The following is a 23,641-nucleotide window of genomic DNA, read 5'->3' as shown; positions in this document are numbered from 1 at the left end:
AATATTTCAGCTTTATCGGCAAGCAATCAAAACAACTGGAGATTAATCCTTTCAGCCATTTCTATATTGCGCCACAAGTTTGTCTATTTTGTCCCAAAAGTGCGGTAAATTTTCACCTTGTTTTTCAGCCTCAATAATCTCTGCATCTACAGGGACATACCACCAATTATCTTTGGCAAAAGATTGGCATTTTACGGCATCTTTTTCCGTCATAAAGAGCGGTTGATTTTCAGCAAGTTTTTCTAATTGAGACACTTCAAAATGCTGATGATCTTGAAATGCTTGCGTTCGCTGTAACTGAATCCCTAACTTTTCTAACATAGTAAAAAAACGCTGTGGATTGCCAATCCCTGCAATGGCAACACCCGATTGAAATTCATTTAATTGGCGTTTTTCATTGGTTTTTAAATTAATCGCGAAATGGGGTACAAGATACATAACTGCATCTGAATACTGATTTTTTCCACCATTAGTGATCACAAAATCTACGGATTTTAATCGACTTGGTAATTCTCGCAATGGGCCTGCAGGCAATACAAAACCATTTCCCAACGCACGCTCTGCGTCCATTACGACAATTTCTAAATCACGCTGTAATTGATAATGCTGTAAACCATCGTCAGAAACAATAATATCGCACTCTGCTTGGCTTAAGAGTAATTCAATCGCTTGCTGGCGATTCGGGGAAATCACGACAGGAACATTAGTACGTTTAGCAATCAATACAGGTTCATCGCCACCTTCAATTGGATTTGTATTTTCAGTAACAAACAACGGATAAGTTTTAGATTTACTGCCGTAACCACGAGAAATCACACCTACGCGCAAACCTCGTTTTTTTAATTCTTCCACAAGCCACACCACCACGGGCGTTTTGCCATTTCCACCCACAGACAAATTCCCCACAATTATCACTGGTTTTGGTGCACGATAAGAAGATTTTATCCCCAAAGAGAATAAGGCGCGACGAAGTTGGCTAATCAACCAAAACAATAAAGAAAAAGGCGATAAGAGCCAAATAAGTTTGGAATTGGAATACCAGAAGGGCATAGGGAATCCTTTCTAATAAGTGCGGATAAAATAACGCGAGTTTTTCAACTCGCGTTTTCGATAATTAATAAATTAGCCACTAAACTGCATACTGTATAGCTGTTTATAAGCTCCATTTTGTTCAAGCAATGCTCTATGGTTGCCTCGCTCACGAATTTCTCCGTGATCAATCACAAGAATTTCATCCGCATTTTCAATGGTTGATAAACGATGGGCGATTACGATAACAGTACGATCTTTCTTCAATTCATCTAATGCAGATTGAATGGCGCGTTCAGATTCCGTATCTAGTGCAGATGTGGCTTCATCTAAAATTAATACTGGCGAATTACGCAATAAAGCACGAGCAATCGCTAAACGCTGGCGTTGCCCACCAGATAGGCTCGCGCCATTTTCGCCAATTACCGTATCAAAACCTTGCGGTAATTTTTCGATAAACTCTAAAGCATAAGCCGCTTTTGCTGCAGCAATAATTTCTTCGCGAGAATACTTATCTTGTGCTGCATAAGCAATATTATTCGCAATAGTATCGTTAAATAAATGGACTTGTTGAGAAACCACGGCACAGTTCTCACGCAAATTAGATAAACGATAATCTTGGATATTTACGCCATCCAGTAAAATCTCGCCTTGCTCAACATCATAAAAACGTGTCACTAAATTAGCAATGGTTGATTTGCCTGATCCAGAACGTCCCACTAAAGCAACGGTTTTTCCTGCAGGCACGCTAAAAGAAATATTATTCAATGCAAGTTCCTCTTTTCCCTGATATGCAAAACTCACATTTTTAAATTCTAACTCGCCTTTAGCAGGTTCTGCTTTATAAGTGCCGTTATCTTTTTCTGGTTCTAAGTCTAAAATGGCAAATAAAGTTTGACAGGCTGCCATTCCACGTTGGAATTGAGAGTTTACATTCGTTAAGGATTTTAATGGGCGCATCATTGCCAACATAGATGAAAAAACTACCGTAAAAGAACCCGCACTTAGATTATCTTCCGCAATTAATGGCGTGGTAGCTAAAAACAATACAGCAACTAAAGCAAAAGAAGCAATAATCTGCACAACAGGGTCGGAAATGGAATCTGCAGTAACCATTTTCATACCTTTACGACGCATGTTGTTACTCACTTTATTAAAACGCTCTTCCTCGACAAACTGACCACCAAAAGAAATCACGACTTTATGTCCTTTCAGCATTTGCTCCGTCGTCGCCGTCAATTCCCCCATTGAATCTTGTAAATTTTTACTCAACTTACGGAAAATTTTTGAAACGATAGTGATCAATACTGCAATAATTGGCCCGATAACAAATAAAACAAGGGTTAATTCCCAGCTTGTATAAAACATCACTGCCAATAGCGAAATAATATATGCTCCTTCTCGCACAATGGTAATCAAAGATCCTGAAGAAGAACTTGCAATCATCTCAGAATCATAAGTGATACGAGAAAGTAATTTCCCCGTTGAATTTCTGTCAAAGAAACTCACTGGCATAAACATTAAATGTTTAAATAAGCGGCGACGCATTGTCATGACAACTTTGCCTGATACCCACGCCAAGCAATAATTAGAAATAAAGTTAGTCACGCCACGTAAAATAATCATTCCCACAACAACAAAAGCCATTATTTTCAAAAATGAATGGTTTGCCTTACCAAAACCATCGTCCAACAAAGGTTTTAACAAGTAAATCAAGCCTGAATCAGCCAATGCATTAAAAACTAACGCAATACCTGAAGCAATAAGCCCCGCTTTAAAAGGTTTAATCATTGGCCACAAACGTTTAAAAGTTTGTAAGGTTGAAAAATCATTTTCTTGTAATTTTTGCTCTTGCATAATCGCTATCTAATAGTAAAAATTGCGTGCATTGTACCTTTTATTCCTTTGATAATCCAATTACACGCGCATACCAAGGGGAAAATTTTGTGCGAGCTTGCTGGATTTCTAATCGGTCTTGAAAAAAATTTACCCGCACTTGCCCCGAAACAGCGGTATTTTCTACCGCACTTTTATAGCGATGAAGCCTTTCCATAACCGAATAATGAGGGAATTTCCACGGATTCCAACGTCCACTAGAAATAATCGCTACATCTGGTCTAACCTGAGAAAGCAAGTATTCACTTGTCGATGTTTTACTCCCATGATGCCCCACTTGCAACACATCGATTTTGCCTAAAGTGCGGGCAAAAATTTGCTCATTTTTTGCTTCAGCGTCGCCAGTTAGCAAAACGCTATGCTTTCCATCATCGACTAAAATTACACAAGAATGGGGATTATCAGCTCGTGTCACAACGTTGTGAGGAGAAAGTATTTGAAAATGCAACCCTTGCCAATGCCAATCACGCCCAGCAGTACAAAAAGTGCGGTAATTTTCCCCATAATTTTTTTGCGAAGGGGTAATTAATTCCACATTGGGATACGCCTTTAAAATTGTTGAAGCACCACCTGCGTGATCGTTATCGTCGTGGCTTAAAATCAATTTTTCCAAAACAATCCCTTCTCTTTGTAAATAAGGCAAAATTTCCAACTCAGCCATACTTCCACCTCGCCAAGAAGAACCCGTATCATAAAGAATCCCTTTGCCATTTTTCACAATCAGCGTTGCCAAGCCCTGCCCCACATCTAAAGTATCTACCTGCCAAGTTGGCTTACTAAATTGTTTAAACAACAAAATCATAAAACACATAAGAATAATGCCGAAAGAACATCGCAAAACGTTGATTCGTTCATTTTTTAGCAAAGGTTTACTGAGATTCAATGTAAAAAATCTTGGTCGTTTAATTTTCCAAGTTGATGATGAAGCCTCTGGTTCTCGATAAATACGCCAAATAATTAACATAAAAATTCCTGCACAAAGTGCGGTTAAAAATAATGCTAAATTAAATGAAACCGTGAGCCAATTTCCTTGAAAAACAGAAATTAACCCAGTACTTCCTTCGGCTAACTTGTTTGCTAGTTGCCAAAAAAACATTGTGCCGTTAGTAAAAACGGCAAATAAAATTAATGGCACAAGCAAAAAACTATAAATTGGAACCGCCATAAGATTGGCTAAAAATCCACTCAACGATAAGCCATTAAATAGAAAAAGTTGCAAAGGTGTAAAAAAGAGCAATAACCCAAATTGCAAATGAAATAAACTCAAAATCCACCGCACTTTTGGTGAAAAGGGGCGATTTTTCCATTGAAAAAGTGAAAAAGGCACATAACGATACCAGAGGATCAAACACCCAACTGCCTCACAAGAAAGCCAAAAACTGACCGAAAGCGGCATTAATGGATTGCAGAAAAGCAAGAATCCGACAACCACCGTAAAAAGCTGAAGGGGCGAATAATGTCGCCTCATTATTTGAATAAATAAAACGAAAACAAGTGCTGAAATGGCACGAAAAGTTGGCACGCTAAAACCAGCCAAATACGCATAAATTAAAGCAAATAAAACACCAAAAGCTAAAGGAAAATAAGGATGAATAAAACGGGTGGGGAAAAATACTTGCACAACACGCGCCAAGTAAAATCCAATCCCCATAGCCAACCCAATATGTAAGCCAGAAATAGCAATAAGATGCGCGGTATTGCTTTGTTGGTAAATTGACCAAGTGGTTTTATCTAACCAAGCCCGTTCGCCAAAAGCTAAGGCAATCAATAAACCTTGTAAGGACAACCCTTCTGTTTGTTTTTTCACTTGTTGCAATTTTTCTGCTCGCAATGATGAAACATCCGCAATTTTCACCGCACTTTTTACCGTTCCAACAGCCGTAATTCCTTTTGAAAAATACCATTGTTGCCGATCAAACCCACCGAAATTTAATCGCGCAGAAAGGGGACGTAAAGAAATTTCAGCTTGCCAAATTTCCGATAATTGAGGCACCTCTTTCGCTTTCCAATTTAAGAAAATTCGTTGTTCTTGCAAATTATTCGCCAATGTTGCTGTGGCGATAAGCGTTTGATAATCCTGTTGGTGCAAAATTTCTTGAATCTTAAAAGTTACCACTTGCTTTTGAGCGGTAATATTTTGAGCTTGTTGTAATAAACTCAAAGCCGAATAATGAAAATAGCCAAGAGAGGCAACAAAAAAAGCAAGGCTAACTAAGAAATTTCTACGCAAGAAAATAAAAAGAAAAATCAAAACAAGCGCAATAACGAGAGCAACTTGCCAAGGCAATAGCAACGGTTGCGGTAGAAATAACAACGTTAAATCCGCGACAATTAACAAGACAGCTAAAGTTATTAAGTTTAATTTCATTTTTATAAAAGATTAATTCCAGTCTCTCTAAGCCTAGGCTAGTTTTATTTAAATATGCAAACGATTGCTTCAAATTTTGCGATCCATATCGTAAAAATAAATTTTTCAGGAAAATTTACTTGCTAAAACAAACAACTTCTGATATTTATACCGCCCGCAAAAGTTGGGTTCCTAAAAGAGCTGTCAGGAACAAACTAAAATAACAAGACAGGAAGTCGTGAAGTCCACGCTTAAATTCTGTATGTATTAGGAGTGAGAGATGTCAAGAGAATCATTGAGCTTGCTAGATTTAGCAGGCGTTAAGCCTTATCAAATGAAAAAAGATGAAGAATATATGAATGAAGAGCAAATTCTTCATTTCAGAAAGATTCTTAATGCTTGGCACGAGCAAATCGTGGAAGAAGCTTCTCGCACCGTTGCACATATGCAGGATGAAGTAACCAATTTCCCCGATCCTGCAGACCGAGCAACTCAAGAAGAGGAATTTAGTCTAGAATTACGTAATCGAGATCGCGAACGTAAACTAATGAAAAAAATCGAAGCAACCTTGAAGAAACTTGATACTGACGATTTTGGTTACTGCGATTGTTGTGGTGAAGAAATTGGCATTCGCCGTTTAGAAGCACGCCCAACAGCAGATCTTTGCATTGATTGCAAAACTTTAGCTGAAATCCGCGAAAAACAAGTCGCTGGTTAATTCATTCTATTGAAAAATACAAAAGTGCGGTTAAAATTAGCCGCACTTTTTTGCATTTAAAAATGCAGGAAAATCCACTTGCCTTTTTCTTTACAGGAAAAGAGCCAAGTCATTTATTTCCAACAACAAAACGGAGTAAATTATTCTTACTTATATCAAAAATTTGTTTGGCAAGAAGACAAAAAAATCAAAAGAGGTTGCCAAAACAAGTGCTCATTCTAAACGAGTTGAGCGTTCTAATAGCCAAATGCCAAAAGCGCGAGCAAAAAAATCAGAACAAACACGTCGCTATGATAAAAATGTGATTAAAGCGGCTCAATTTGATATTTCTCCGCGTGATTTTAGCCGTAATGCACTCAATGTAGTGGAAAAACTGCAACGTCAAGGTTTCGAGGCTTATATCGTCGGTGGATGTATCCGTGACTTATTGCTCGGTAAAAAACCAAAAGATTTTGATGTTGCAACAAACGCCCGTCCTGAGCAAATCCAAAATATTTTTCAACGCCAATGCCGTTTAGTGGGTCGCCGTTTCCGATTAGCACATATTATGTTTGGTCGAGATATTATTGAAGTCGCCACTTTCCGTGCCAATCACAGTGATGCTCGCAATGAAAATCAAGCGAAACAGAGCAATGAAGGCATGTTACTGCGCGATAATGTTTACGGTACGATTGAACAAGATGCAGTGCGCCGAGACTTTACGGTCAATGCGCTGTATTACAATCCACAAGATAATACGTTACGAGATTATTTCGAGGGCATTAAGGATCTCAAAGCAGGAAAACTACGCTTAATTGGCGATCCTGTTACACGTTATCAAGAAGATCCTGTGCGCATGCTACGCTCAATTCGTTTTATGGCAAAACTTGATATGTTCCTTGAAAAACCAAGTGAACAGCCAATTCGTGAACTTGCGCCTTTATTAAAAAATATTCCGCCAGCTCGCTTATTTGATGAAAGTTTAAAATTATTGCAGGCAGGACAAGGGGTAAAAACCTATCGGTTATTACGCCAATATGGTTTATTTGAACAACTTTTCCCTGCATTAAGCTCATATTTTACAGAGAAAGAAGATAGCTTTGCGGAACGCATGATCGTCACTGCACTTACTTCTACGGATGAACGTGTTGCGGATAAACTTCGTATTAATCCTGCATTCTTATTTGCAGCATTTTTCTGGTATCCATTACGCGAAAAAGTGGAAATCTTGAAAAATGAAGGTGGTTTAAATAATCATGATGCTTATGCGTTGGCTGGCAATGAAGTTTTAGATTTATTCTGCCGTGCTTTGGCTGCACCACGTCGTCATACTGCGGTCATTCGTGACATTTGGTTCTTACAACTGCAATTATTAAAACGTACTAGATCAGCACCAATGCGTACCATGGAACATCCAAAATTCCGTGCTGGCTTTGATTTACTGGCTATGCGTGCAGAAATTGAAGGTGGCGAAACCATTGAATTAGCCAAATGGTGGCACGAATATCAATTTAGTAATGGCGAACAGCGTGAACAATTGATACACGAGCAACAACGCTTACATCCTAAACCAAAGAAAAAATACTACCGTCCACGCCGTCGTAAAACAACGCGCTCAGCTGAATAAGGAAAAAGATGATTACTGCATATATTGCTCTAGGTAGCAATTTAAACACACCTGTAGAACAATTACATGCTGCGCTTAAAGCGATAAGTCAGTTACCAAACACTCATTTAGTAGCAACGAGCTCTTTTTATAAAAGCAAACCGCTCGGTCCACAAGATCAACCCGATTATGTGAATGCCGTTGCAAAAATTAAAACCGAGCTTAGTCCTCTTGCTCTATTAGATGAATTACAGCGTATTGAAAACGAGCAAGGTCGAGTGCGTTTACGTCGCTGGGGCGAACGCACGTTAGATTTAGATATTTTGCTTTACGGCAACGAAATCATTCAAAACGAACGCTTAACAATTCCCCATTATGATATGCATAACCGTGAGTTTGTCATTGTGCCGTTGTTTGAAATCGCATCGGATTTAGTTTTACCAAATAGTCAAATCATAACAGAGCTGGTCAAGCAATTTGCTGACCACAAAATGATAAAATTAAATCCCTAGAAATTTCACCGCACTTTTATGAACCTCAAAAGTGCGGTAGAATCAGCCCACATTTTTCTTCATTCATGACCCGTTATGGAAAGCTTAACTCAATATATCCCTGATGAATTTTCTATGCTTCGCTTCGGCAAAAAATTCGCCGAAATTCTTTTAAAATTGCATACAGAAAAAGCCATTATGGTTTATCTTAACGGTGATCTTGGGGCAGGAAAAACAACGCTGACACGCGGAATGTTGCAAGGCATCGGTCATCAAGGTAATGTAAAAAGCCCAACTTATACGCTGGTTGAAGAATACAATATTGCAGGCAAAATGATTTATCATTTTGATTTATATCGTCTAGCAGATCCTGAAGAACTCGAATTTATGGGTATTAGAGATTATTTTAATACGGGTAGCATTTGCTTAATTGAATGGTCTGAAAAAGGCCAAGGCATATTGCCGGAATCGGATATTTTAGTGAATATTGATTATTACGATGATGCACGAAATATTGAATTAATCGCACAAACAAATTTGGGTAAAAATATTATAAGCGCATTTTCTAATTAACTTATTTATGAAAACTAAAATTTTATTTTTTCTTTTTTTCTCGACATTTAGCTTTTCTATTTTTGCAGCTCCTATTACGATTGCAATTGACCCTGGTCACGGAGGAAAAGATCCTGGTGCAATCGGCCGAAACTTAGGCATTTATGAAAAAAATGTTACCCTTTCAATTGCAAAAGAATTAAAAGCCTTATTAGATAAAGATCCACATTTTCGTGGTGTATTAACGCGTAAAAGTGATTATTATATTTCCGTGCCTGAACGTTCAGAAATCGCACGTAAATTTAAAGCGAATTATCTTATTTCCATTCATGCGGATTCATCTGAATCGCCTGATCGTCGCGGGGCTTCTGTTTGGGTATTGTCAAACCGTCGAGCCAATGATGAAATGGGTCAATGGTTAGAAGACGATGAAAAACGCTCGGAATTACTTGGTGGAGCGGGAAAGGTGCTTTCACACAATAATGACAAATATCTTGACCAGACTGTACTTGATCTGCAATTCGGACATAGCCAACGTACTGGCTATGTGTTAGGCGAACATATTTTGCACCATTTTGCGAAAATAACAACCTTGAGTCGTAGTACACCACAACATGCAAGTTTGGGTGTTCTACGTTCGCCAGATATTCCTTCTGTGTTGGTAGAAACTGGATTTCTTTCCAATTCAGAAGAAGAAAAAAAACTTAATTCCCAAACTTATCGTCGCCGCATTGCTTATATGATTTATGAAGGCTTAGTTGCATTCCGTAGCGGTAAAACCAACACTTTAGTTAAAGACAATTTAGTGCAAAACATCAAACAAAACGATATAAAAAAATCAGGGAAAAATAACCGCACTTCAGAACAAAATATAAATGAAGATAATATTAAAGACAGTGGCATTCGCCATATTGTAAAAAAAGGAGAAAGTTTAGGTAGCTTATCAAATAAATATCACGTAAAAGTCTCTGATATTATTAAATTAAATCAATTAAAGAGAAAAACACTTTGGCTAAATGAAAGTATTAAAATCCCTGATAATGTCGAGATAAAAAATAAATCATTAACAATTAAAGAAAATGATTTTCATAAAAAACAAAATAGCTCAATAAATAATACCAATAAAGATTTAAAAAAAGAGAAAAATACACAAACTAATAATCAAAAAAATATAATTCCGCTCTATCATAAAGTAACAAAAAATCAAACACTTTATGCTATTTCGAGGGAATATAACATTCCAGTAAATATACTATTGAGCCTAAATCCACATTTAAAAAATGGCAAAGTTATTACAGGACAAAAAATAAAATTAAGAGAAAAATAAATGCCTATTAAAATTCTTTCCCCACAACTTGCTAACCAAATTGCTGCTGGAGAAGTGGTAGAACGCCCTGCATCAGTGGTAAAAGAATTAGTGGAAAATAGCCTTGATGCAGGTGCAAATAAAATCCAAATTGATATCGAAAATGGTGGGGCAAATTTAATCCGCATTCGTGACAATGGCTGTGGTATTCCAAAAGAAGAATTAAGCCTCGCTTTAGCACGACATGCTACGAGTAAAATAGCCGATCTTGACGATCTCGAAGCGATTTTAAGTTTAGGTTTTCGTGGCGAGGCATTAGCTAGTATCAGTTCCGTATCACGCCTAACCCTTACTTCTCGTACCGAAGAACAAACTGAAGCGTGGCAAGTTTATGCGCAAGGTCGTGATATGGAAACCACAATCAAACCAGCATCACATCCTGTCGGCACAACAGTTGAAGTCGCCAATCTTTTTTTCAACACGCCAGCCCGCCGAAAATTTTTGCGCACAGATAAAACAGAATTTGCTCATATTGATGAAGTCATTCGCCGCATTGCTTTAACAAAATTCAATACGGCATTTACATTGACTCATAATGGGAAAATTATCCGTCAATACCGTCCTGCCGAAGCAATCAATCAACAACTAAAACGTGTCGCCGCGATTTGTGGGGATGATTTTGTCAAAAATGCCTTACGAATTGATTGGAAACACGATGATTTGCACTTATCTGGCTGGGTGGCGACACCAAATTTTAGCCGAACTCAAAATGATTTAAGTTATTGCTATATTAATGGCCGAATGGTTCGAGATAAAGTGATCAGCCATGCGATTCGACAAGCCTATGCTCAATATTTACCAACCGATGCTTATCCTGCGTTTGTGTTGTTTATTGATTTAAACCCGCACGATGTAGATGTCAATGTTCATCCAACCAAACATGAAGTACGCTTTCATCAACAACGCCTCATTCATGATTTTATTTACGAAGGCATAAGTTATGCACTAAACAATCAAGAACAGCTTAATTGGCACACAGACCAAAGTGCGGTAGAAAATCACGAAGAAAATACAGTGCGTGAGCCCCAACCGAATTATAGCATTCGTCCTAATCGTGCAGCTGCGGGGCAAAATAGCTTTGCGCCAAAATATTATGAAAAACCACAGCAAAATCAACCGCACTTTTCTAACACACCAGTGTTGCCAAATCATGTAAGTACTGGTTATCGAGATTACCGTTCTGATGCACCGAGTAAAACTGAGCAACGTTTATATGCTGAATTGTTACGCACGTTACCGCCTACAGCGCAAAAGGATATATCGGATACAGCACAACAAAATATTTCAGATACAGCTAAAATCATCTCAACTGAAATAATTGAGTGCTCATCACATCTGCGTGCCCTTTCACTTATTGAAAATCGCGCGCTCTTATTACAACAGAACCAAGATTTCTTTTTGCTTTCATTGGAAAAATTACAACGCTTGCAATGGCAATTGGCTTTACAACAAATACAGATTGAACAACAACCATTGTTGATTCCAATCGTGTTTCGCTTAACGGAAGCACAATTTCAAGCATGGCAACAATATTCAGATGACTTCAAAAAAATTGGCTTTGAATTTATCGAAAATCAAGCACAATTACGTTTAACCTTAAATAAAGTGCCAAGTGTATTACGCACACAAAATCTACAAAAATGCGTGATGGCAATGCTGACTAGAGATGAAAATTCATCACCATTTTTAACCGCACTTTGCGCACAATTAGAATGCAAAACCTTTAACGCTTTAGCGGATGCACTCAATTTATTGAGCGAGACGGAACGTTTACTCACGCAAACAAATCGCACGGCATTCACCCAATTACTCAAACCTGTTAATTGGCAGCCTTTATTAGACGAAATTTAGATTCTTCATGAAACCAACCGCAATTTTTTTAATGGGCCCTACGGCCTCAGGCAAAACGGATTTAGCTATTCAACTACGAAGTTCGCTTCCAGTCGAAGTGATTAGTGTGGATTCAGCTCTTATTTATAAGGGAATGGATATTGGCACAGCGAAACCATCAAAAGAAGAACTTGCTCTTGCGCCTCACCGTTTGATTGATATTTTAGATCCATCAGAAAGCTATTCCGCAATGAATTTCCGCGATGATGCGCTATGCGAAATGGCGGATATTACCGCACAAGGCAAAATCCCGTTACTAGTGGGCGGCACGATGTTGTATTACAAAGCATTAATTGAAGGGCTTTCTCCCTTGCCTTCTGCTGATGAAAATATTCGCGCCGAGCTTGAACAAAAAGCAGCTCAACAAGGTTGGGCAGCATTGCATACAGAACTCGCCAAAATCGATCCCATGTCTGCCGCCCGAATTAATCCGAGTGATTCTCAACGAATCAATCGTGCTTTAGAGGTTTTTTATATCACGGGAAAATCACTCACAGAGCTGACTGAAGAAAAAGGCGAAGCCTTGCCTTATGATTTTGTGCAATTTGCAATTGCGCCGCAAGATCGCCATGTTTTGCATGAACGCATCGAACAACGCTTTCATAAAATGATTGAACTGGGCTTTCAAGAAGAGGTAGAAAAACTTTATGCACGTGGCGATTTAAATATTAATCTGCCGTCAATTCGCTGTGTAGGCTACCGTCAGATGTGGGAATATTTGCAAGGCGATTACGATCACGAGGAAATGATTTTCCGTGGTATCTGTGCAACGCGCCAACTTGCAAAACGCCAGCTCACTTGGCTACGCGGTTGGAAAACACCAATACAATGGCTGGATAGTTTGCAACCTCAACAAGCGAAAGAAACCGTATTACGTCACTTAGATTCCTATCAAAAAGGTTAGAAAAAATGACCGCACTTTCGGCCCTCATCAAACAAAAATTACAATCTCTTGGCACAATCCTGTGCCAATCTTTTCCAGAGCTTTCCCCAGAAAAAATTCACGAAGCTATTCAACAAAATTCAAATCATCCAGAACTGCCTGTTTATCAATTAGGCTATGCCATAGCAATGTCTGACTTTGTGGAAAAAGTCTTGCAAAAATACCCGCACTTAGTGAAACAATGGTGGGAAAAATCCCCCTGTTTTGCAGATTGCACTGCCTATATTGAACGTTTGAATAGAGAGTTAGCCAATGTACATGACGAAACTGCACTCTATCAAACATTACGCCAATTCCGTAACATTGAAATGGCAAAATTAAGTTTTTGTCAAAGTTTGAATCTTGCCACTGTTGAGGAAATTTTTGTTCAGCTTTCACAACTTGCAGAGAGTTTAATTATCGCTGCCCGCGATTGGCTTTATCATCAAGCCTGTGCGGAGATAGGCACACCAATGGATGAACAAGGCAATCCGCAACAACTTTATATCCTAGGAATGGGGAAACTAGGCGGCTTTGAACTAAATTTTTCCTCGGATATTGATTTAATTTTCACTTATCCATCACAAGGGGAAACATCTATTGAAAATACGAATGCTCGACGTTCTGTAGATAATACGAAATTTTTCACACGTTTAGGACAACGCCTTATTTCTGCCTTAGATGAATTTACCTCTGATGGTTTTGTATATCGAACCGATATGCGCTTGCGCCCATTTGGTGACAGCGGCGCGCTTGTTCTCAGCTTTGCAGCAATGGAACAATATTATCAAGATCAAGGTCGAGATTGGGAACGCTATGCAATGATTAAAGGGCGAGTATTGGGCGTACAAACAAAGGATCCCAACGTATCTAAATTGCAAAAAATGTTACGCCCCTTTGTGTATCGTCGCTATATTGACTTTAGTGTGATTCAATCTTTACGTGAAATGAAAGGCAAAATTGAGCGAGAAGTACGCCGTCGTGGTTTGAAAGATAATATTAAACTAGGTGCTGGTGGTATTCGTGAAGTCGAATTTATCGTACAAGTTTTTCAACTCATTCGAGGCGGGCGAGAAATCAATCTGCAACAACATTCACTCTTAAAGATCTTGCCTGAAATTACCAAACTAGGATTAATTACCGAACAACAATTCCACGATTTACGTGAAAGTTATATTTTTTTACGCCGCGTAGAAAACATTCTACAAGCCATTAACGATCAACAAACGCAAACACTACCAACCGATGAAATAGATAAAATTCGTTTAGTCGAGGCATGTAAAACATTCACCTGTTTAAATGAAAATAATCAAACCATTGAAAAACATTATCCAATAGAAAATTGGGACGATTTTTACCGCACTTTACAACAAAAACAAGAAAAAGTGCGGGCAGTATTTACTCAATTAATCGGTGATGAACAAGATGAGCCTTCACAAACTGATAGCCAATGGCAAGATTTTTTAGAAGCAGATTTTGAGGATATTGAACAAACATTATTAGAGAGTGGTGTATCAGAAAATAATATTGATGAAGTTTTAGAAAAGCTTGCTCAATTCAAAGACGGCCTAAATCACAGAGTGATTGGTTTGCGTGGGCGTGATGTTTTGAGTCATTTGATGCCAACAATACTTGCACTCATTTTTGAACAAGAAAATTACCGCACTTTGCTCCCCCGAATACTGAACATTATTGAAAAAATTTCGAGTCGTACGACTTATTTAGAATTATTATTGGAAAATCCTCGTGCCCTTCAGCAAGTTATTGAACTTTGTGCGCAGTCTCAACTTATTTCAGAACAATTGGCGCGCCATCCTATCTTATTAGATGAATTGCTTAATACGGAAGCACTACGCCATCCCTTGCCATTTACCCAATATCCTACAGAGTTACACCAATATTTGCTTCGTTTACCCCCTGATGATGAAGAACAGCTTATCGATGCTTTACGTCAATTTAAACAAGCAACCCTATTAAAAGTGGCAGCGGCAGATATTTTAGGTGCATTGCCAGTAATGAAAGTAAGCGATCATTTAACCTATCTTGCTGAAGCCATTATTGAAGTGGTTGTGAATCTAGCTTGGAAACAAGTTTCCTCTAGATTTGGTGTACCTGAACATTTACAAAATAACGAAAAAGGATTTTTAGTTATTGGTTATGGAAAACTAGGTGGTATTGAACTCGGTTATAAATCCGATTTAGACCTCGTATTTTTGTACGATGCCGTAGAAAGTCAAACAACAGGTGGCAAAAAAGTGATTGATAGCAATCAATTTTACCTGCGTTTGGCACAAAAAATTGTAAGTATTTTCAGCATAAATACTTCTGCTGGCGTACTTTATGAGGCAGATATGCGCCTACGCCCTTCTGGTGATGCTGGCTTAATTGGTTGCTCTCTTTCTGCATTTGCCCATTATCAATTGAATGATGCTTGGACATGGGAAAAACAAGCACTTGTGCGTGCTCGTCCAGTATTTGGTGAAACATCTCTTAAAACGAAATTTGAACATATCCGCCAACAAGTACTTTCTACATCACGAGATATTGAGCAATTAAAACGAGACATTGTTGAAATGCGGGAAAAAATGTTTGCCCATTTGTCTCATTCAAAAGATGGTGAATTTAATCTTAAAACAGATCGCGGTGGTATCACTGATATTGAATTTATCGCTCAATATTTAATGCTTGCCAATGCCCCACAAAACTCACAACTAACAAAATGGTCAGACAATGTTCGCATTTTTAATGATATGGCAGAGGCTGATATTATTAGCCAAACAGACTGCGACACATTAAAACAATGTTATGTCGATTTACGCAATACCATTCATCATTTAAATTTGTTGGGTAAATCTTCCGTTGTGGAAGACAGTGAATTTGTCAAAGAGCGGTCATTTATTCAAGCATTTTGGGATAGGTTATTTGTATCCTAAAATATGGCTTGTGGACGTTTCAAAAATAGCCTTCATCACAAATCTTCTTGAAACCTCGCAAAAACTAAATATTCAATCCTATTTTTAATGAACCAAATCTAACATTTCCTGTGCATTGGCTAAGGCTAATTCTGTAATTTCACTTCCGCCCAAGAGTCTTGCCAAGGCTAGTACACGTTCAGATTGTGAAAGTGCGGTCATTTTTGTTTCAGTTTTATTATCCACAGTAAATTTTTCCACATTAAACTGATGATGGCCATGACAAGCAACTTGTGGCAAGTGGGTTACGCATAATACTTGGCAGCGTTCACTTAATTGACGTAAAAGTTTTCCGACAACACTTGCTGTTTTTCCGCTAATGCCCACGTCCACTTCATCGAAAATTAAGGTTGGAATAGCTGATTGATCAGAAGTTAAAACTTGAATGGCTAAAGAAATACGAGAAAGCTCACCACCAGAGGCAATTTTAGCTAATGGCTGCGGTTGTTGTCCTAAATTACTACGCAAAGTGAAAATCACATTATCCGCACCATTTGCACTCACTTTATCTAAATCCGTATTCAACTCTACATAAAATTCAGCGTTTTCCATTGCAAGTTGTTTTATCGACTGTGTGACATTTTGTGCTAAGCGGGTTGCAAATTGCTGACGACTTGCTGTTAATGCTGTAGCCGTTGCTTGCATTTGTTCAAATGCGAGTTTTTCTTGCTCAATCAACATCTCTTCACTGTCAGAAAAATCTAAAAGTGCGGTTAATTCTGCTTTTAATTTTTTGTGCTGTTCTACAAGATCTTCAGGTTTAACTTGATGTTTACGAGCAAGTTGTAAAGCCTGACTAATTCGCTGTTCGATTTCATGTAAAAGTTGAGGATCCTGCTCGATATTACTTGATAAATTTTGCACTTCACTGGTTGCTTCTTGCACTTGAATCAATGCATCATTCAACATATTTTGCACTTCAGCATATTGCGGATCAAGTTCAGCTAATTCATCAATATATTGTGTCGCACGATAAAGCAAACTATCGATATTTACGGTGTCATTTTCACTTAAAATTTGCAGTGCAGATTGGGAAAGTTGAGTTAGCTGTTCGCTGCTAGATAAACGACGTTGTTCATCTTCTAATTCCAAATATTCATTTGGTCGAAGGTTAAATTCATCTAACTCATCCACTTGATACTGTAAAAGTTGTTTACGTGCTTCATTTTCCGCCACTTTTTGTTGAAAGGTTTTAACTTGATTTTGAAGATTTTTCCATGTCTGATAATCTTCACGCATTTTCACAAGTAATTCAGGATGAGCGGCAAAATTATCAACTAACTGAAGCTGATAGTCATTTTTTAACAATAATTGAGAAGCGTGTTGCCCATTAATATGAACAAGATATTGAGCAATTTCTTTTAATTGAGAAGCGGATACTGGTGTACTATTAATAAAAGCCTTAGAACGTCCGTCTGCATTAATTATGCGACGTAAAATACATTCAGTTGGATTATCTGGATCCTGTAATTCTTGCTCACTCAACCAGTGATAAGCAGGATTTTGCGATTCTAGTTGGAAAATTGCACAAATTTCCGCACGCTCTTGCCCTTCACGCACCATTGAGGTTTCTACTCTTTGTCCGAAACATAAACCTAAAGCATCAATGGCGATAGATTTTCCAGCACCAGTTTCCCCTGTTATAACAGACATTCCTTTCGCCAATTCAATATCAAGCTGACGAACAATCGCAAAATTATTGATAGTAAGTTGAGTAAGCATAGCAAAATCCTTTAACTGTATATTTAATATGATATAACTGATTTAATTTACAGTAAAGGATTTTTTACAGTATTTTGTCAAATCTATTTCAATCGAAAATTTTTACCATAATCAAAATGATTTTAACCAACCTAATTTGCTACTTAACACATTGTAATAATTATAATTTTTCAGATGAAGCAATCGGAGTTTATGCTCGCTTTTTTGAATATGCACCACATCATCTGGGGTAAAAGGTAAGGTAATTTGACTATCACAGCCCACTTCTAATTGAGAGGTATTATGTTCAGCAAAACGAATCGATATTTTACTATCCCCATCAACAACAAGAGGGCGAGAAGTTAATGTATGTGGAAACATTGGCACTAATGCAATGGCATTAAGGTTTGGTGTCAAAATAGGTCCACCAGCGGAAAGAGAATAAGCCGTAGAACCTGTTGGAGTAGAAACAATTAATCCATCAGAACGTTGAGAAAATGCAAACTTATCATTGATATATACGTGAAAATCTATCATATGTGCAATTTTGGCGGGATGAATAACCGCTTCATTTACCGCATTGCTGGTTGATACGATTTCACTTGCTCGTTCGATTTTTGCTTCCAATAAAAAACGTTCTTCCACAAAAAATTCGCCACGTTCTAAACAAGCTTCAAGCTGGGAATAGGCATTTTTCGGGTCAATATCCGTTAAAAATCCCAAATTACCACGATTAATACCAATCAATGGAATATCATATTTTGCTAATACGCGAGCGCGCCCTAGCATATTGCCGTCTCCACCAATCACAATGGCTAATTGGGCTCGGCGACCTATTTCTTCTAACGTAGCAAGATGTTCAAAAGGTAACTCAAGTGTTATGGCGACTTCTTTTTCCACCAACACTTGATAACCACGTTCCATTAACCAATGAAATAAGTTTTTGTGCATTTGTAAGTTAATATCATTGCGAGGCTTACCTACAAGAGCAATGGTTTTAAAGGAACGATATAAATGATTCATAAAATGACCGCACTTGAATTTAACATTTTCGTCATTATATCGTTTTTTGCTACACTATGCCCAATTACGATTAATCAATTTTGTTTTACGGAGAAAAAAATGTCAGAACAAGAACAAAAAGTTAAAAACCCAGAAGTAGAAAATCAAGAAGAAGTCGTTGTGGAAGAAACACAACAAGCAGAGCATTCTCAAGAATTTGATCCTTTAGAAGAAGCAATTGCTCGCGTGCAAGAGCTTGAAGAGCAGCTAAAAACTCAAATAGAAGAAGCGGCAAATAAAGAACAGGATATTTTACTTCGCTCTCGTGCTGAAATTGAAAATCTTCGTCGTCGTACTGAACAAGACGTAGAAAAAGCACATAAATTCGCTTTGGAAAAATTTTCAAAAGACATTTTGAATACTATCGATAACCTAGAGCGTGCGCTTGCCACTCCAACAAATAAAGAAGATGAAAGCGTAAAAGCCTTATTTGACGGCGTAGAACTGACCTTAAAAGAATTAGTTTCAACCGTTGGGCGTTTTGGCGTGGAAGCTGTGGGAGTTGTCGGTGAAGCATTTAATCCTGACTTACATCAAGCCATTTCAATGCAACCTGCTGAAGGCTTTGAAACCAATCAAATTAGCGTCGTATTGCAAAAAGGCTACACCTTAAATGGTCGAGTCATTCGCCCAGCGATGGTAATGGTGGCTACTTAATTTATATTTTGTCTAAAGAGCGGTCGGTTTTTCGACCGTTTTTTCTTTTTCCTGAATAACTACATAAACTTTACGGATAATTTCCCTAAAATCTTCGCTCGTTGTAGCCCAATCTAGAAGATCAACGCGCCACGGTAAATCTGATTCAGAAAAAGCTTCCTTTAATCTATCACGCTCTAAAAAATCTAAAGGTTCCTCAGAGATAATCGCAAGATCAAGATCGGAATATTTTTTTGCTTTTCCTTTTACACGAGAACCGAAAGCCCATACGGTATAATCAGGTACTAATTGTTGTAAAATAGTTTTCACAATCGCCAATTCTTCAGATTTTATATCAAGCTGTGCAAAACTAGTCATATTAATTTCTCTGACGTAATTGTTCCAATAGGAAACGACTTTCTATTAAAAAATCATCAATTTGTGCATAAACAGCCATGGCTTTTTCCTGATCATAAGTATGTGATGTAATATTACGCATATCACGATAAGCAACCCATTTTGACATATCTTCAATCAAACCAAATCTCAATGCTTCTCGCAAAATATCCTTAAATCCATAAGCCCCAATGTCATCGGCATTAATTGCATCTTGTTGAAGTTGGCGTTTCATCATTTTTAAACTTAACTCATAAACAAATTCAAATTTCTGAATTGCACCTGCAATTAAAGTATCTTGTACAATAGAGGGTTGCATATCAAACCAATTTCTGTCTGAAATTTGTACTACGGTTTGCTCTAACGAATAAAATGCAGCGTCTAATACATTTAAATTTAGCTTATCAGTCATCATTTTTACCTCTGTTAAATACTCATCTATTTTACCATAGACTATTTTTTCTCAAAACCTATAACCCCAAAAGTAAACATTGTGATATTGATCACAAAATCAAAAAATATTTGAGAAAAGCTCTCAACAACTTAATGTGATATTTTTCTAATAAAATCAATCTTTAACAAAATTATCTTACGACAAAAAGGTCTAAAACACTACATATTGTGTGTTGATTATCTTTTTAGATCTATATATAGTGCAATCCGCATTTCAAAAACACTATATATTGGAGCTATATCATGAGTAACTTTGGGGTCATCAAGCGCGATGGTTCTCGTGCGGAGTTTAAGATTCAACGTATCATCAATGCCATTAAAAAAGCCGCAAGTGCGGTCAATATTTCCGATGAATTTTATTGCCACCAAATTGGGCAAGAAGTAGGGAATGAAATTTTCATCCATCATCAAGGCGAGATTGATATTAATCAGATTCAAAAAATCGTTGAAGATAAATTGATGGCAAGTCGTTATCCTGAAATTGCTCGTGCGTATATCGAATATCGTCATGATCGTGATTTAGCCCGCGAAAAACGTAGTCAGCTGACAAAAGAAATTGAAGGCTTGATTGAACAAAGCAACGTAGAATTACTTAACGAAAACGCCAATAAAGACGCGAAAGTGATCCCAACGCAACGTGATTTGCTTGCTGGAATTGTGGCAAAACATTATGCCAAGCACCATATTCTTCCACGCGATGTAGTAGAAGCTCACGAAAAAGGTGAAATTCATTATCACGATTTAGATTACGCGCCGTTCTTTCCAATGTTTAACTGTATGTTAGTTGATTTAGAAGGGATGCTTTCTCGTGGTTTCAAAATGGGCAATGCGGAAATCGAACCCCCTAAATCTATCGGCACCGCAACGGCAGTGACAGCACAAATTATCGCCCAAGTTGCCAGCCATATTTACGGTGGCACAACCATTAATCGTATTGATGAAGTGCTTTCCCCTTATGTGCAAATCAGTTACGAAAAACATCTCAAACATGCCCAAGAATGGAACGTGCCTGATGTTGAAGGTTATGCCAAAGCATTGATTGAAAAAGAATGTTTCGATGCCTTCCAATCTTTAGAATATGAAGTAAATACACTACATACTTCAAATGGGCAAACACCATTTGTGACCTTTGGTTTTGGTTTAGGTACAAGCTGGCAATCCCGCTTAATTCAGCAAGCTATTTTAAAAAATCGTATTCGTGGACTCGGAAAAAATCATAAAACGCCAGTATTTCCAAAACTTGTTTTCACTATTAAAAAAGGCTTGAATCAAACTAAAGGCGATCCAAATTACGATATCAAACAACTCGCATTGGAATGTGCATCAAAACGTATGTATCCAGATATTCTCAATTATGATCAAGTTGTCAAAGTCACGGGCTCTTTTAAAGCCCCGATGGGATGCCGTAGCTTTTTAGGTGCATACGAAGAAGACGGACATGAAATTCATGATGGGCGTAATAATCTTGGTGTGGTGAGTTTGAATTTACCGCGTATCGCGTTGGAGTCTAAAAACGAAGAAGATTTCTACCGCACTTTAGATGAACGTTTAGCTATTGCGAAAAAAGCATTAATGACGCGAGTTGCCCGCCTTGAGAATACCAAAGCTCGCGTTGCCCCCATTCTTTATATGGAAGGCGCATGCGGAGTTCGGTTAAAAGCGGATGAAAATGTGGCACAAATTTTCAAAAATGGACGTGCCTCTATTTCGCTCGGCTATATCGGTATTCACGAAACAATTAATGCGCTATATAACAAAGGGCATATTTTTGATGATGAGCAATTACGCGAAAAAGGCATTGCTATTGTTCGCCACCTTAGCGAGGCTGTAAAACGCTGGCAAAAAGAAACTGGCTATGCCTTCAGCCTTTACTCCACGCCAAGCGAAAACTTATGCGACCGCTTCTGCCGTCTAGACACCAAAAAATTTGGCGTGATTGAAGGAGTAACGGATAAAGGCTACTACACAAATAGTTACCACTTAGATGTAGAAAAGAAAGTGAATCCTTACGATAAACTGGATTTCGAAATGGCATATCCCCCACTCGCTAGCGGCGGTTTTATTTGCTACGGCGAATATCCAAATATTCAACACAACTTAAAAGCATTGGAAGATGTGTGGGATTATAGCTACGATTGCGTGCCTTACTACGGCACAAACACACCGATTGACGAATGTTATGAATGTGGTTTCACTGGTGAATTTGAATGTACCAGTAAAGGCTTTGTTTGCCCGAAATGTGGCAATCACGATAGCACAAAAGTGTCTGTCACTCGCCGCGTATGTGGCTATCTAGGCAGCCCTGATGCCCGCCCATTTAATGCGGGAAAACAGGAAGAAGTGAAGCGGAGAGTGAAACATCTTTAATTCTCATCAAAACTAAATTCCCAAGTGCGATCCAAAATATAAAAATTTTCGACCGCACTTTTCATATTGTGATATTCATCACTGTTTTATGATTTATTTTATCGTACACTCCAGTCAGGCTTTATTATTCAATCAATAACGGAGTGTTATATGAAGAAAGACATCGATACTAAACCCCTTGTCATTGGCACATTATCACTGATATGCGCCATCATCTTTTTTGGTGGATTCGCTAAAGATTTCCTTGGGGGAATTTTCGACTTTAGTAAATTAACTGGGCAATTTCCCGAATGGTTAAAAACATCTGGTGGTACAAGTGCAAAGGGCGGTTTTCTTTTTGCACTCACCTTAGTGCCAAGCGTAATGTTAGCGTTAGGTTTTGTTGCTATTTTTGAGCATTATAGTGCGCTCGTTGCGGCCTCAAAATGGCTCAGTCCAGTACTAAAACCTTTAATGGGAATTCCTGGCAATTGCTCTATTTCCTTAATTGCGAGTACACAAAGTACCGATGCAGGTAGTTCTACGGCTAAATTTTTATATGATGAAGGTCAAATCACCCATCGTGAACTTCTTATTTTCTCCGCCTTTCAATTTAGTGCTGGTGCATTTTTAACAAATTTCCTTGCTTCTTTTGCTCCGCTTTTATTAATTACAGATAAAGCTGGTGCTGTTGCTCCGGTCTCTATTGCTATGGCATTGGGCGTTATTTTCATATTCAAAATATTTGGAGCAAATTTAATGCGACTTTATGTTAAAAAATTTGTAAAAGAAAATGAGGTGTAGTATGAGCGAGCAAGTTAAATCTGAATCAAAATTAATCACTGATATCTTTGTTGAAGGTGCGCGTAAAGGCTGGAATATTGCAATCCATAGCACCATTCCAAATGTATTAATGGCATTTGTAATTATCTATGTTCTGAATGTATCCGGACTATTAAAATTATTAGGGGAATATGTGGGCTTTGTGATGTTACCCCTTGGTTTGCCGGGAGAATCTATCGCTGTATTCCTTGCCTCCTTCCTAAGCTGGGGCGGTGCGGCAGGCGTGCTTGTTGCGCTTGTGCAAGAGGGCATATTAAATGCCCAACATATTGCTATTCTTATTCCAGGAATGGCATTAGTAGGTTCTACCGTACAATATATGGGGCGTGTTCTTGGTGTACTCGGTGTGCCAGGTAAACATTACTTAGTACTTTTTGGCATCTGTATTGTGAATGCTTATTTAGCCATGTTATTAATGCGTGTATTAGTTTGACGA

19 protein-coding genes are annotated in these 23,641 nt (G+C 38.0%); 12 read left to right on the top strand and 7 right to left on the bottom strand.

The genetic code is table 11. The annotated features are described in order from the left end of the window. Nucleotides 1-51 precede the first annotated feature (51 nt). The 3 genes from lpxK to K6J66_RS05090 all read right to left on the bottom strand — a co-directional run bounded on the left by lpxK (nucleotide 52) and on the right by K6J66_RS05090 (nucleotide 5,293). Complete coding sequence (gene lpxK, locus K6J66_RS05100; RefSeq protein ID WP_038439600.1) at nucleotides 52-1,050, bottom strand: tetraacyldisaccharide 4'-kinase; 999 nt, start codon at nucleotides 1,048-1,050, stop codon at nucleotides 52-54. 72 nt (nucleotides 1,051-1,122) lie between these two features. Next, the gene (msbA, locus tag K6J66_RS05095) at nucleotides 1,123-2,886 is read right to left on the bottom strand and encodes a lipid A ABC transporter ATP-binding protein/permease MsbA (RefSeq protein ID WP_038439599.1); all 1,764 of its coding nucleotides are present in this window, start codon (nucleotides 2,884-2,886) and stop codon (nucleotides 1,123-1,125) included. 40 nt (nucleotides 2,887-2,926) lie between these two features. Next, nucleotides 2,927-5,293: a DNA internalization-related competence protein ComEC/Rec2 gene (locus K6J66_RS05090; RefSeq protein WP_105197542.1), complete on the bottom strand. Its 2,367-nt coding sequence runs from the start codon at nucleotides 5,291-5,293 to the stop codon at nucleotides 2,927-2,929. Between the two features lie 259 nt (nucleotides 5,294-5,552). Here K6J66_RS05090 and dksA point away from each other — a divergent pair, with 259 nt between their 5' ends. The 8 genes from dksA (at nucleotide 5,553) to glnE (ending at nucleotide 15,729) form a co-directional block, all read left to right on the top strand. Further along, nucleotides 5,553-5,990 (top strand): RNA polymerase-binding protein DksA, encoded by a 438-nt coding sequence (gene dksA, locus K6J66_RS05085; RefSeq protein WP_005657744.1) that lies wholly within the window; start codon nucleotides 5,553-5,555, stop codon nucleotides 5,988-5,990. A gap of 247 nt (nucleotides 5,991-6,237) precedes the next feature. Beyond that, entirely contained in the window at nucleotides 6,238-7,596 is a 1,359-nt protein-coding gene (pcnB, locus tag K6J66_RS05080) for a polynucleotide adenylyltransferase PcnB (protein WP_005657742.1), read from the top strand. An 8-nt stretch (nucleotides 7,597-7,604) separates the two neighbouring features. Next, entirely contained in the window at nucleotides 7,605-8,087 is a 483-nt protein-coding gene (gene folK / locus K6J66_RS05075) for a 2-amino-4-hydroxy-6-hydroxymethyldihydropteridine diphosphokinase (protein WP_005657739.1), read from the top strand. A gap of 75 nt (nucleotides 8,088-8,162) precedes the next feature. Continuing rightward, on the top strand, nucleotides 8,163-8,639 hold the full coding sequence (tsaE, locus tag K6J66_RS05070; protein ID WP_005657736.1) for a tRNA (adenosine(37)-N6)-threonylcarbamoyltransferase complex ATPase subunit type 1 TsaE: 477 nt from the start codon (nucleotides 8,163-8,165) through the stop codon (nucleotides 8,637-8,639). Between the two features lie 7 nt (nucleotides 8,640-8,646). Further along, nucleotides 8,647-9,945 carry a LysM peptidoglycan-binding domain-containing protein gene (locus K6J66_RS05065; protein ID WP_038439597.1) on the top strand — a complete coding sequence of 433 codons (1,299 nt, stop codon included), beginning with the start codon at nucleotides 8,647-8,649 and terminating at the stop codon, nucleotides 9,943-9,945. After that, nucleotides 9,946-11,835 carry a DNA mismatch repair endonuclease MutL gene (mutL, locus tag K6J66_RS05060; RefSeq protein WP_038439596.1) on the top strand — a complete coding sequence of 630 codons (1,890 nt, stop codon included), beginning with the start codon at nucleotides 9,946-9,948 and terminating at the stop codon, nucleotides 11,833-11,835. 7 nt (nucleotides 11,836-11,842) lie between these two features. Continuing rightward, nucleotides 11,843-12,778 (top strand): tRNA (adenosine(37)-N6)-dimethylallyltransferase MiaA, encoded by a 936-nt coding sequence (gene miaA / locus K6J66_RS05055; RefSeq protein WP_110442598.1) that lies wholly within the window; start codon nucleotides 11,843-11,845, stop codon nucleotides 12,776-12,778. Nucleotides 12,779-12,783: 5 nt separating this feature from the next. Further along, the gene (glnE, locus tag K6J66_RS05050) at nucleotides 12,784-15,729 is read left to right on the top strand and encodes a bifunctional [glutamate--ammonia ligase]-adenylyl-L-tyrosine phosphorylase/[glutamate--ammonia-ligase] adenylyltransferase (RefSeq protein ID WP_110442597.1); all 2,946 of its coding nucleotides are present in this window, start codon (nucleotides 12,784-12,786) and stop codon (nucleotides 15,727-15,729) included. Nucleotides 15,730-15,813: 84 nt separating this feature from the next. Here glnE and recN read toward each other — a convergent pair whose 3' ends face one another. Together recN and K6J66_RS05040 are read right to left on the bottom strand one after the other, a co-directional pair. Further along, a complete protein-coding gene (gene recN / locus K6J66_RS05045) occupies nucleotides 15,814-17,490 on the bottom strand; it encodes a DNA repair protein RecN (protein WP_110442596.1) in 1,677 nt (558 codons plus the stop codon). 111 nt (nucleotides 17,491-17,601) lie between these two features. Next, nucleotides 17,602-18,492 carry an NAD(+) kinase gene (locus tag K6J66_RS05040; protein ID WP_005657722.1) on the bottom strand — a complete coding sequence of 297 codons (891 nt, stop codon included), beginning with the start codon at nucleotides 18,490-18,492 and terminating at the stop codon, nucleotides 17,602-17,604. A 99-nt stretch (nucleotides 18,493-18,591) separates the two neighbouring features. On the opposite strand from K6J66_RS05040, the gene grpE reads away from it, so the two are divergent. Next, a complete protein-coding gene (gene grpE, locus K6J66_RS05035; RefSeq protein ID WP_146208514.1) occupies nucleotides 18,592-19,188 on the top strand; it encodes a nucleotide exchange factor GrpE in 597 nt (198 codons plus the stop codon). 12 nt (nucleotides 19,189-19,200) lie between these two features. Here grpE and K6J66_RS05030 read toward each other — a convergent pair whose 3' ends face one another. Further along, nucleotides 19,201-19,545: a nucleotidyltransferase family protein gene (locus K6J66_RS05030; protein WP_005690991.1), complete on the bottom strand. Its 345-nt coding sequence runs from the start codon at nucleotides 19,543-19,545 to the stop codon at nucleotides 19,201-19,203. A gap of 1 nt (nucleotide 19,546) precedes the next feature. Continuing rightward, nucleotides 19,547-19,978 carry an HI0074 family nucleotidyltransferase substrate-binding subunit gene (locus K6J66_RS05025; protein ID WP_110442595.1) on the bottom strand — a complete coding sequence of 144 codons (432 nt, stop codon included), beginning with the start codon at nucleotides 19,976-19,978 and terminating at the stop codon, nucleotides 19,547-19,549. Nucleotides 19,979-20,259: 281 nt separating this feature from the next. Between K6J66_RS05025 and nrdD the strand changes: the two genes are divergently transcribed. The 3 genes from nrdD to K6J66_RS05010 all read left to right on the top strand — a co-directional run bounded on the left by nrdD (nucleotide 20,260) and on the right by K6J66_RS05010 (nucleotide 23,638). Beyond that, nucleotides 20,260-22,383: an anaerobic ribonucleoside-triphosphate reductase gene (gene nrdD, locus K6J66_RS05020; RefSeq protein WP_110442594.1), complete on the top strand. Its 2,124-nt coding sequence runs from the start codon at nucleotides 20,260-20,262 to the stop codon at nucleotides 22,381-22,383. Nucleotides 22,384-22,533: 150 nt separating this feature from the next. Further along, the gene (locus tag K6J66_RS05015) at nucleotides 22,534-23,166 is read left to right on the top strand and encodes a nucleoside recognition domain-containing protein (protein ID WP_005649745.1); all 633 of its coding nucleotides are present in this window, start codon (nucleotides 22,534-22,536) and stop codon (nucleotides 23,164-23,166) included. Nucleotide 23,167: 1 nt separating this feature from the next. After that, complete coding sequence (locus tag K6J66_RS05010; RefSeq protein ID WP_005663201.1) at nucleotides 23,168-23,638, top strand: YjiG family protein; 471 nt, start codon at nucleotides 23,168-23,170, stop codon at nucleotides 23,636-23,638. Nucleotides 23,639-23,641 lie beyond the last annotated feature (3 nt).

Origin of the sequence: Haemophilus influenzae (genome assembly GCF_019703545.1) — a bacterium.
Lineage (GTDB): Bacteria > Pseudomonadota > Gammaproteobacteria > Enterobacterales > Pasteurellaceae > Haemophilus > Haemophilus influenzae_E.
Note: the sequence above shows the minus strand (reverse complement) of the source record. Positions and strands in the feature narration are given on the sequence as shown.

Coding starts and splice junctions, on each gene's coding strand:
- lpxK (WP_038439600.1), bottom strand. CDS start 1,050: ATGCCCTTCTGGTATTCCAATTCCAAACTTATTTGGCTCTTATCGCCT.
- msbA (WP_038439599.1), bottom strand. CDS start 2,886: ATGCAAGAGCAAAAATTACAAGAAAATGATTTTTCAACCTTACAAACT.
- K6J66_RS05090 (WP_105197542.1), bottom strand. CDS start 5,293: ATGAAATTAAACTTAATAACTTTAGCTGTCTTGTTAATTGTCGCGGAT.
- dksA (WP_005657744.1), top strand. CDS start 5,553: ATGTCAAGAGAATCATTGAGCTTGCTAGATTTAGCAGGCGTTAAGCCT.
- pcnB (WP_005657742.1), top strand. CDS start 6,238: ATGCCAAAAGCGCGAGCAAAAAAATCAGAACAAACACGTCGCTATGAT.
- folK (WP_005657739.1), top strand. CDS start 7,605: ATGATTACTGCATATATTGCTCTAGGTAGCAATTTAAACACACCTGTA.
- tsaE (WP_005657736.1), top strand. CDS start 8,163: ATGGAAAGCTTAACTCAATATATCCCTGATGAATTTTCTATGCTTCGC.
- K6J66_RS05065 (WP_038439597.1), top strand. CDS start 8,647: ATGAAAACTAAAATTTTATTTTTTCTTTTTTTCTCGACATTTAGCTTT.
- mutL (WP_038439596.1), top strand. CDS start 9,946: ATGCCTATTAAAATTCTTTCCCCACAACTTGCTAACCAAATTGCTGCT.
- miaA (WP_110442598.1), top strand. CDS start 11,843: ATGAAACCAACCGCAATTTTTTTAATGGGCCCTACGGCCTCAGGCAAA.
- glnE (WP_110442597.1), top strand. CDS start 12,784: ATGACCGCACTTTCGGCCCTCATCAAACAAAAATTACAATCTCTTGGC.
- recN (WP_110442596.1), bottom strand. CDS start 17,490: ATGCTTACTCAACTTACTATCAATAATTTTGCGATTGTTCGTCAGCTT.
- K6J66_RS05040 (WP_005657722.1), bottom strand. CDS start 18,492: ATGAATCATTTATATCGTTCCTTTAAAACCATTGCTCTTGTAGGTAAG.
- grpE (WP_146208514.1), top strand. CDS start 18,592: ATGTCAGAACAAGAACAAAAAGTTAAAAACCCAGAAGTAGAAAATCAA.
- K6J66_RS05030 (WP_005690991.1), bottom strand. CDS start 19,545: ATGACTAGTTTTGCACAGCTTGATATAAAATCTGAAGAATTGGCGATT.
- K6J66_RS05025 (WP_110442595.1), bottom strand. CDS start 19,978: ATGATGACTGATAAGCTAAATTTAAATGTATTAGACGCTGCATTTTAT.
- nrdD (WP_110442594.1), top strand. CDS start 20,260: ATGAGTAACTTTGGGGTCATCAAGCGCGATGGTTCTCGTGCGGAGTTT.
- K6J66_RS05015 (WP_005649745.1), top strand. CDS start 22,534: ATGAAGAAAGACATCGATACTAAACCCCTTGTCATTGGCACATTATCA.
- K6J66_RS05010 (WP_005663201.1), top strand. CDS start 23,168: ATGAGCGAGCAAGTTAAATCTGAATCAAAATTAATCACTGATATCTTT.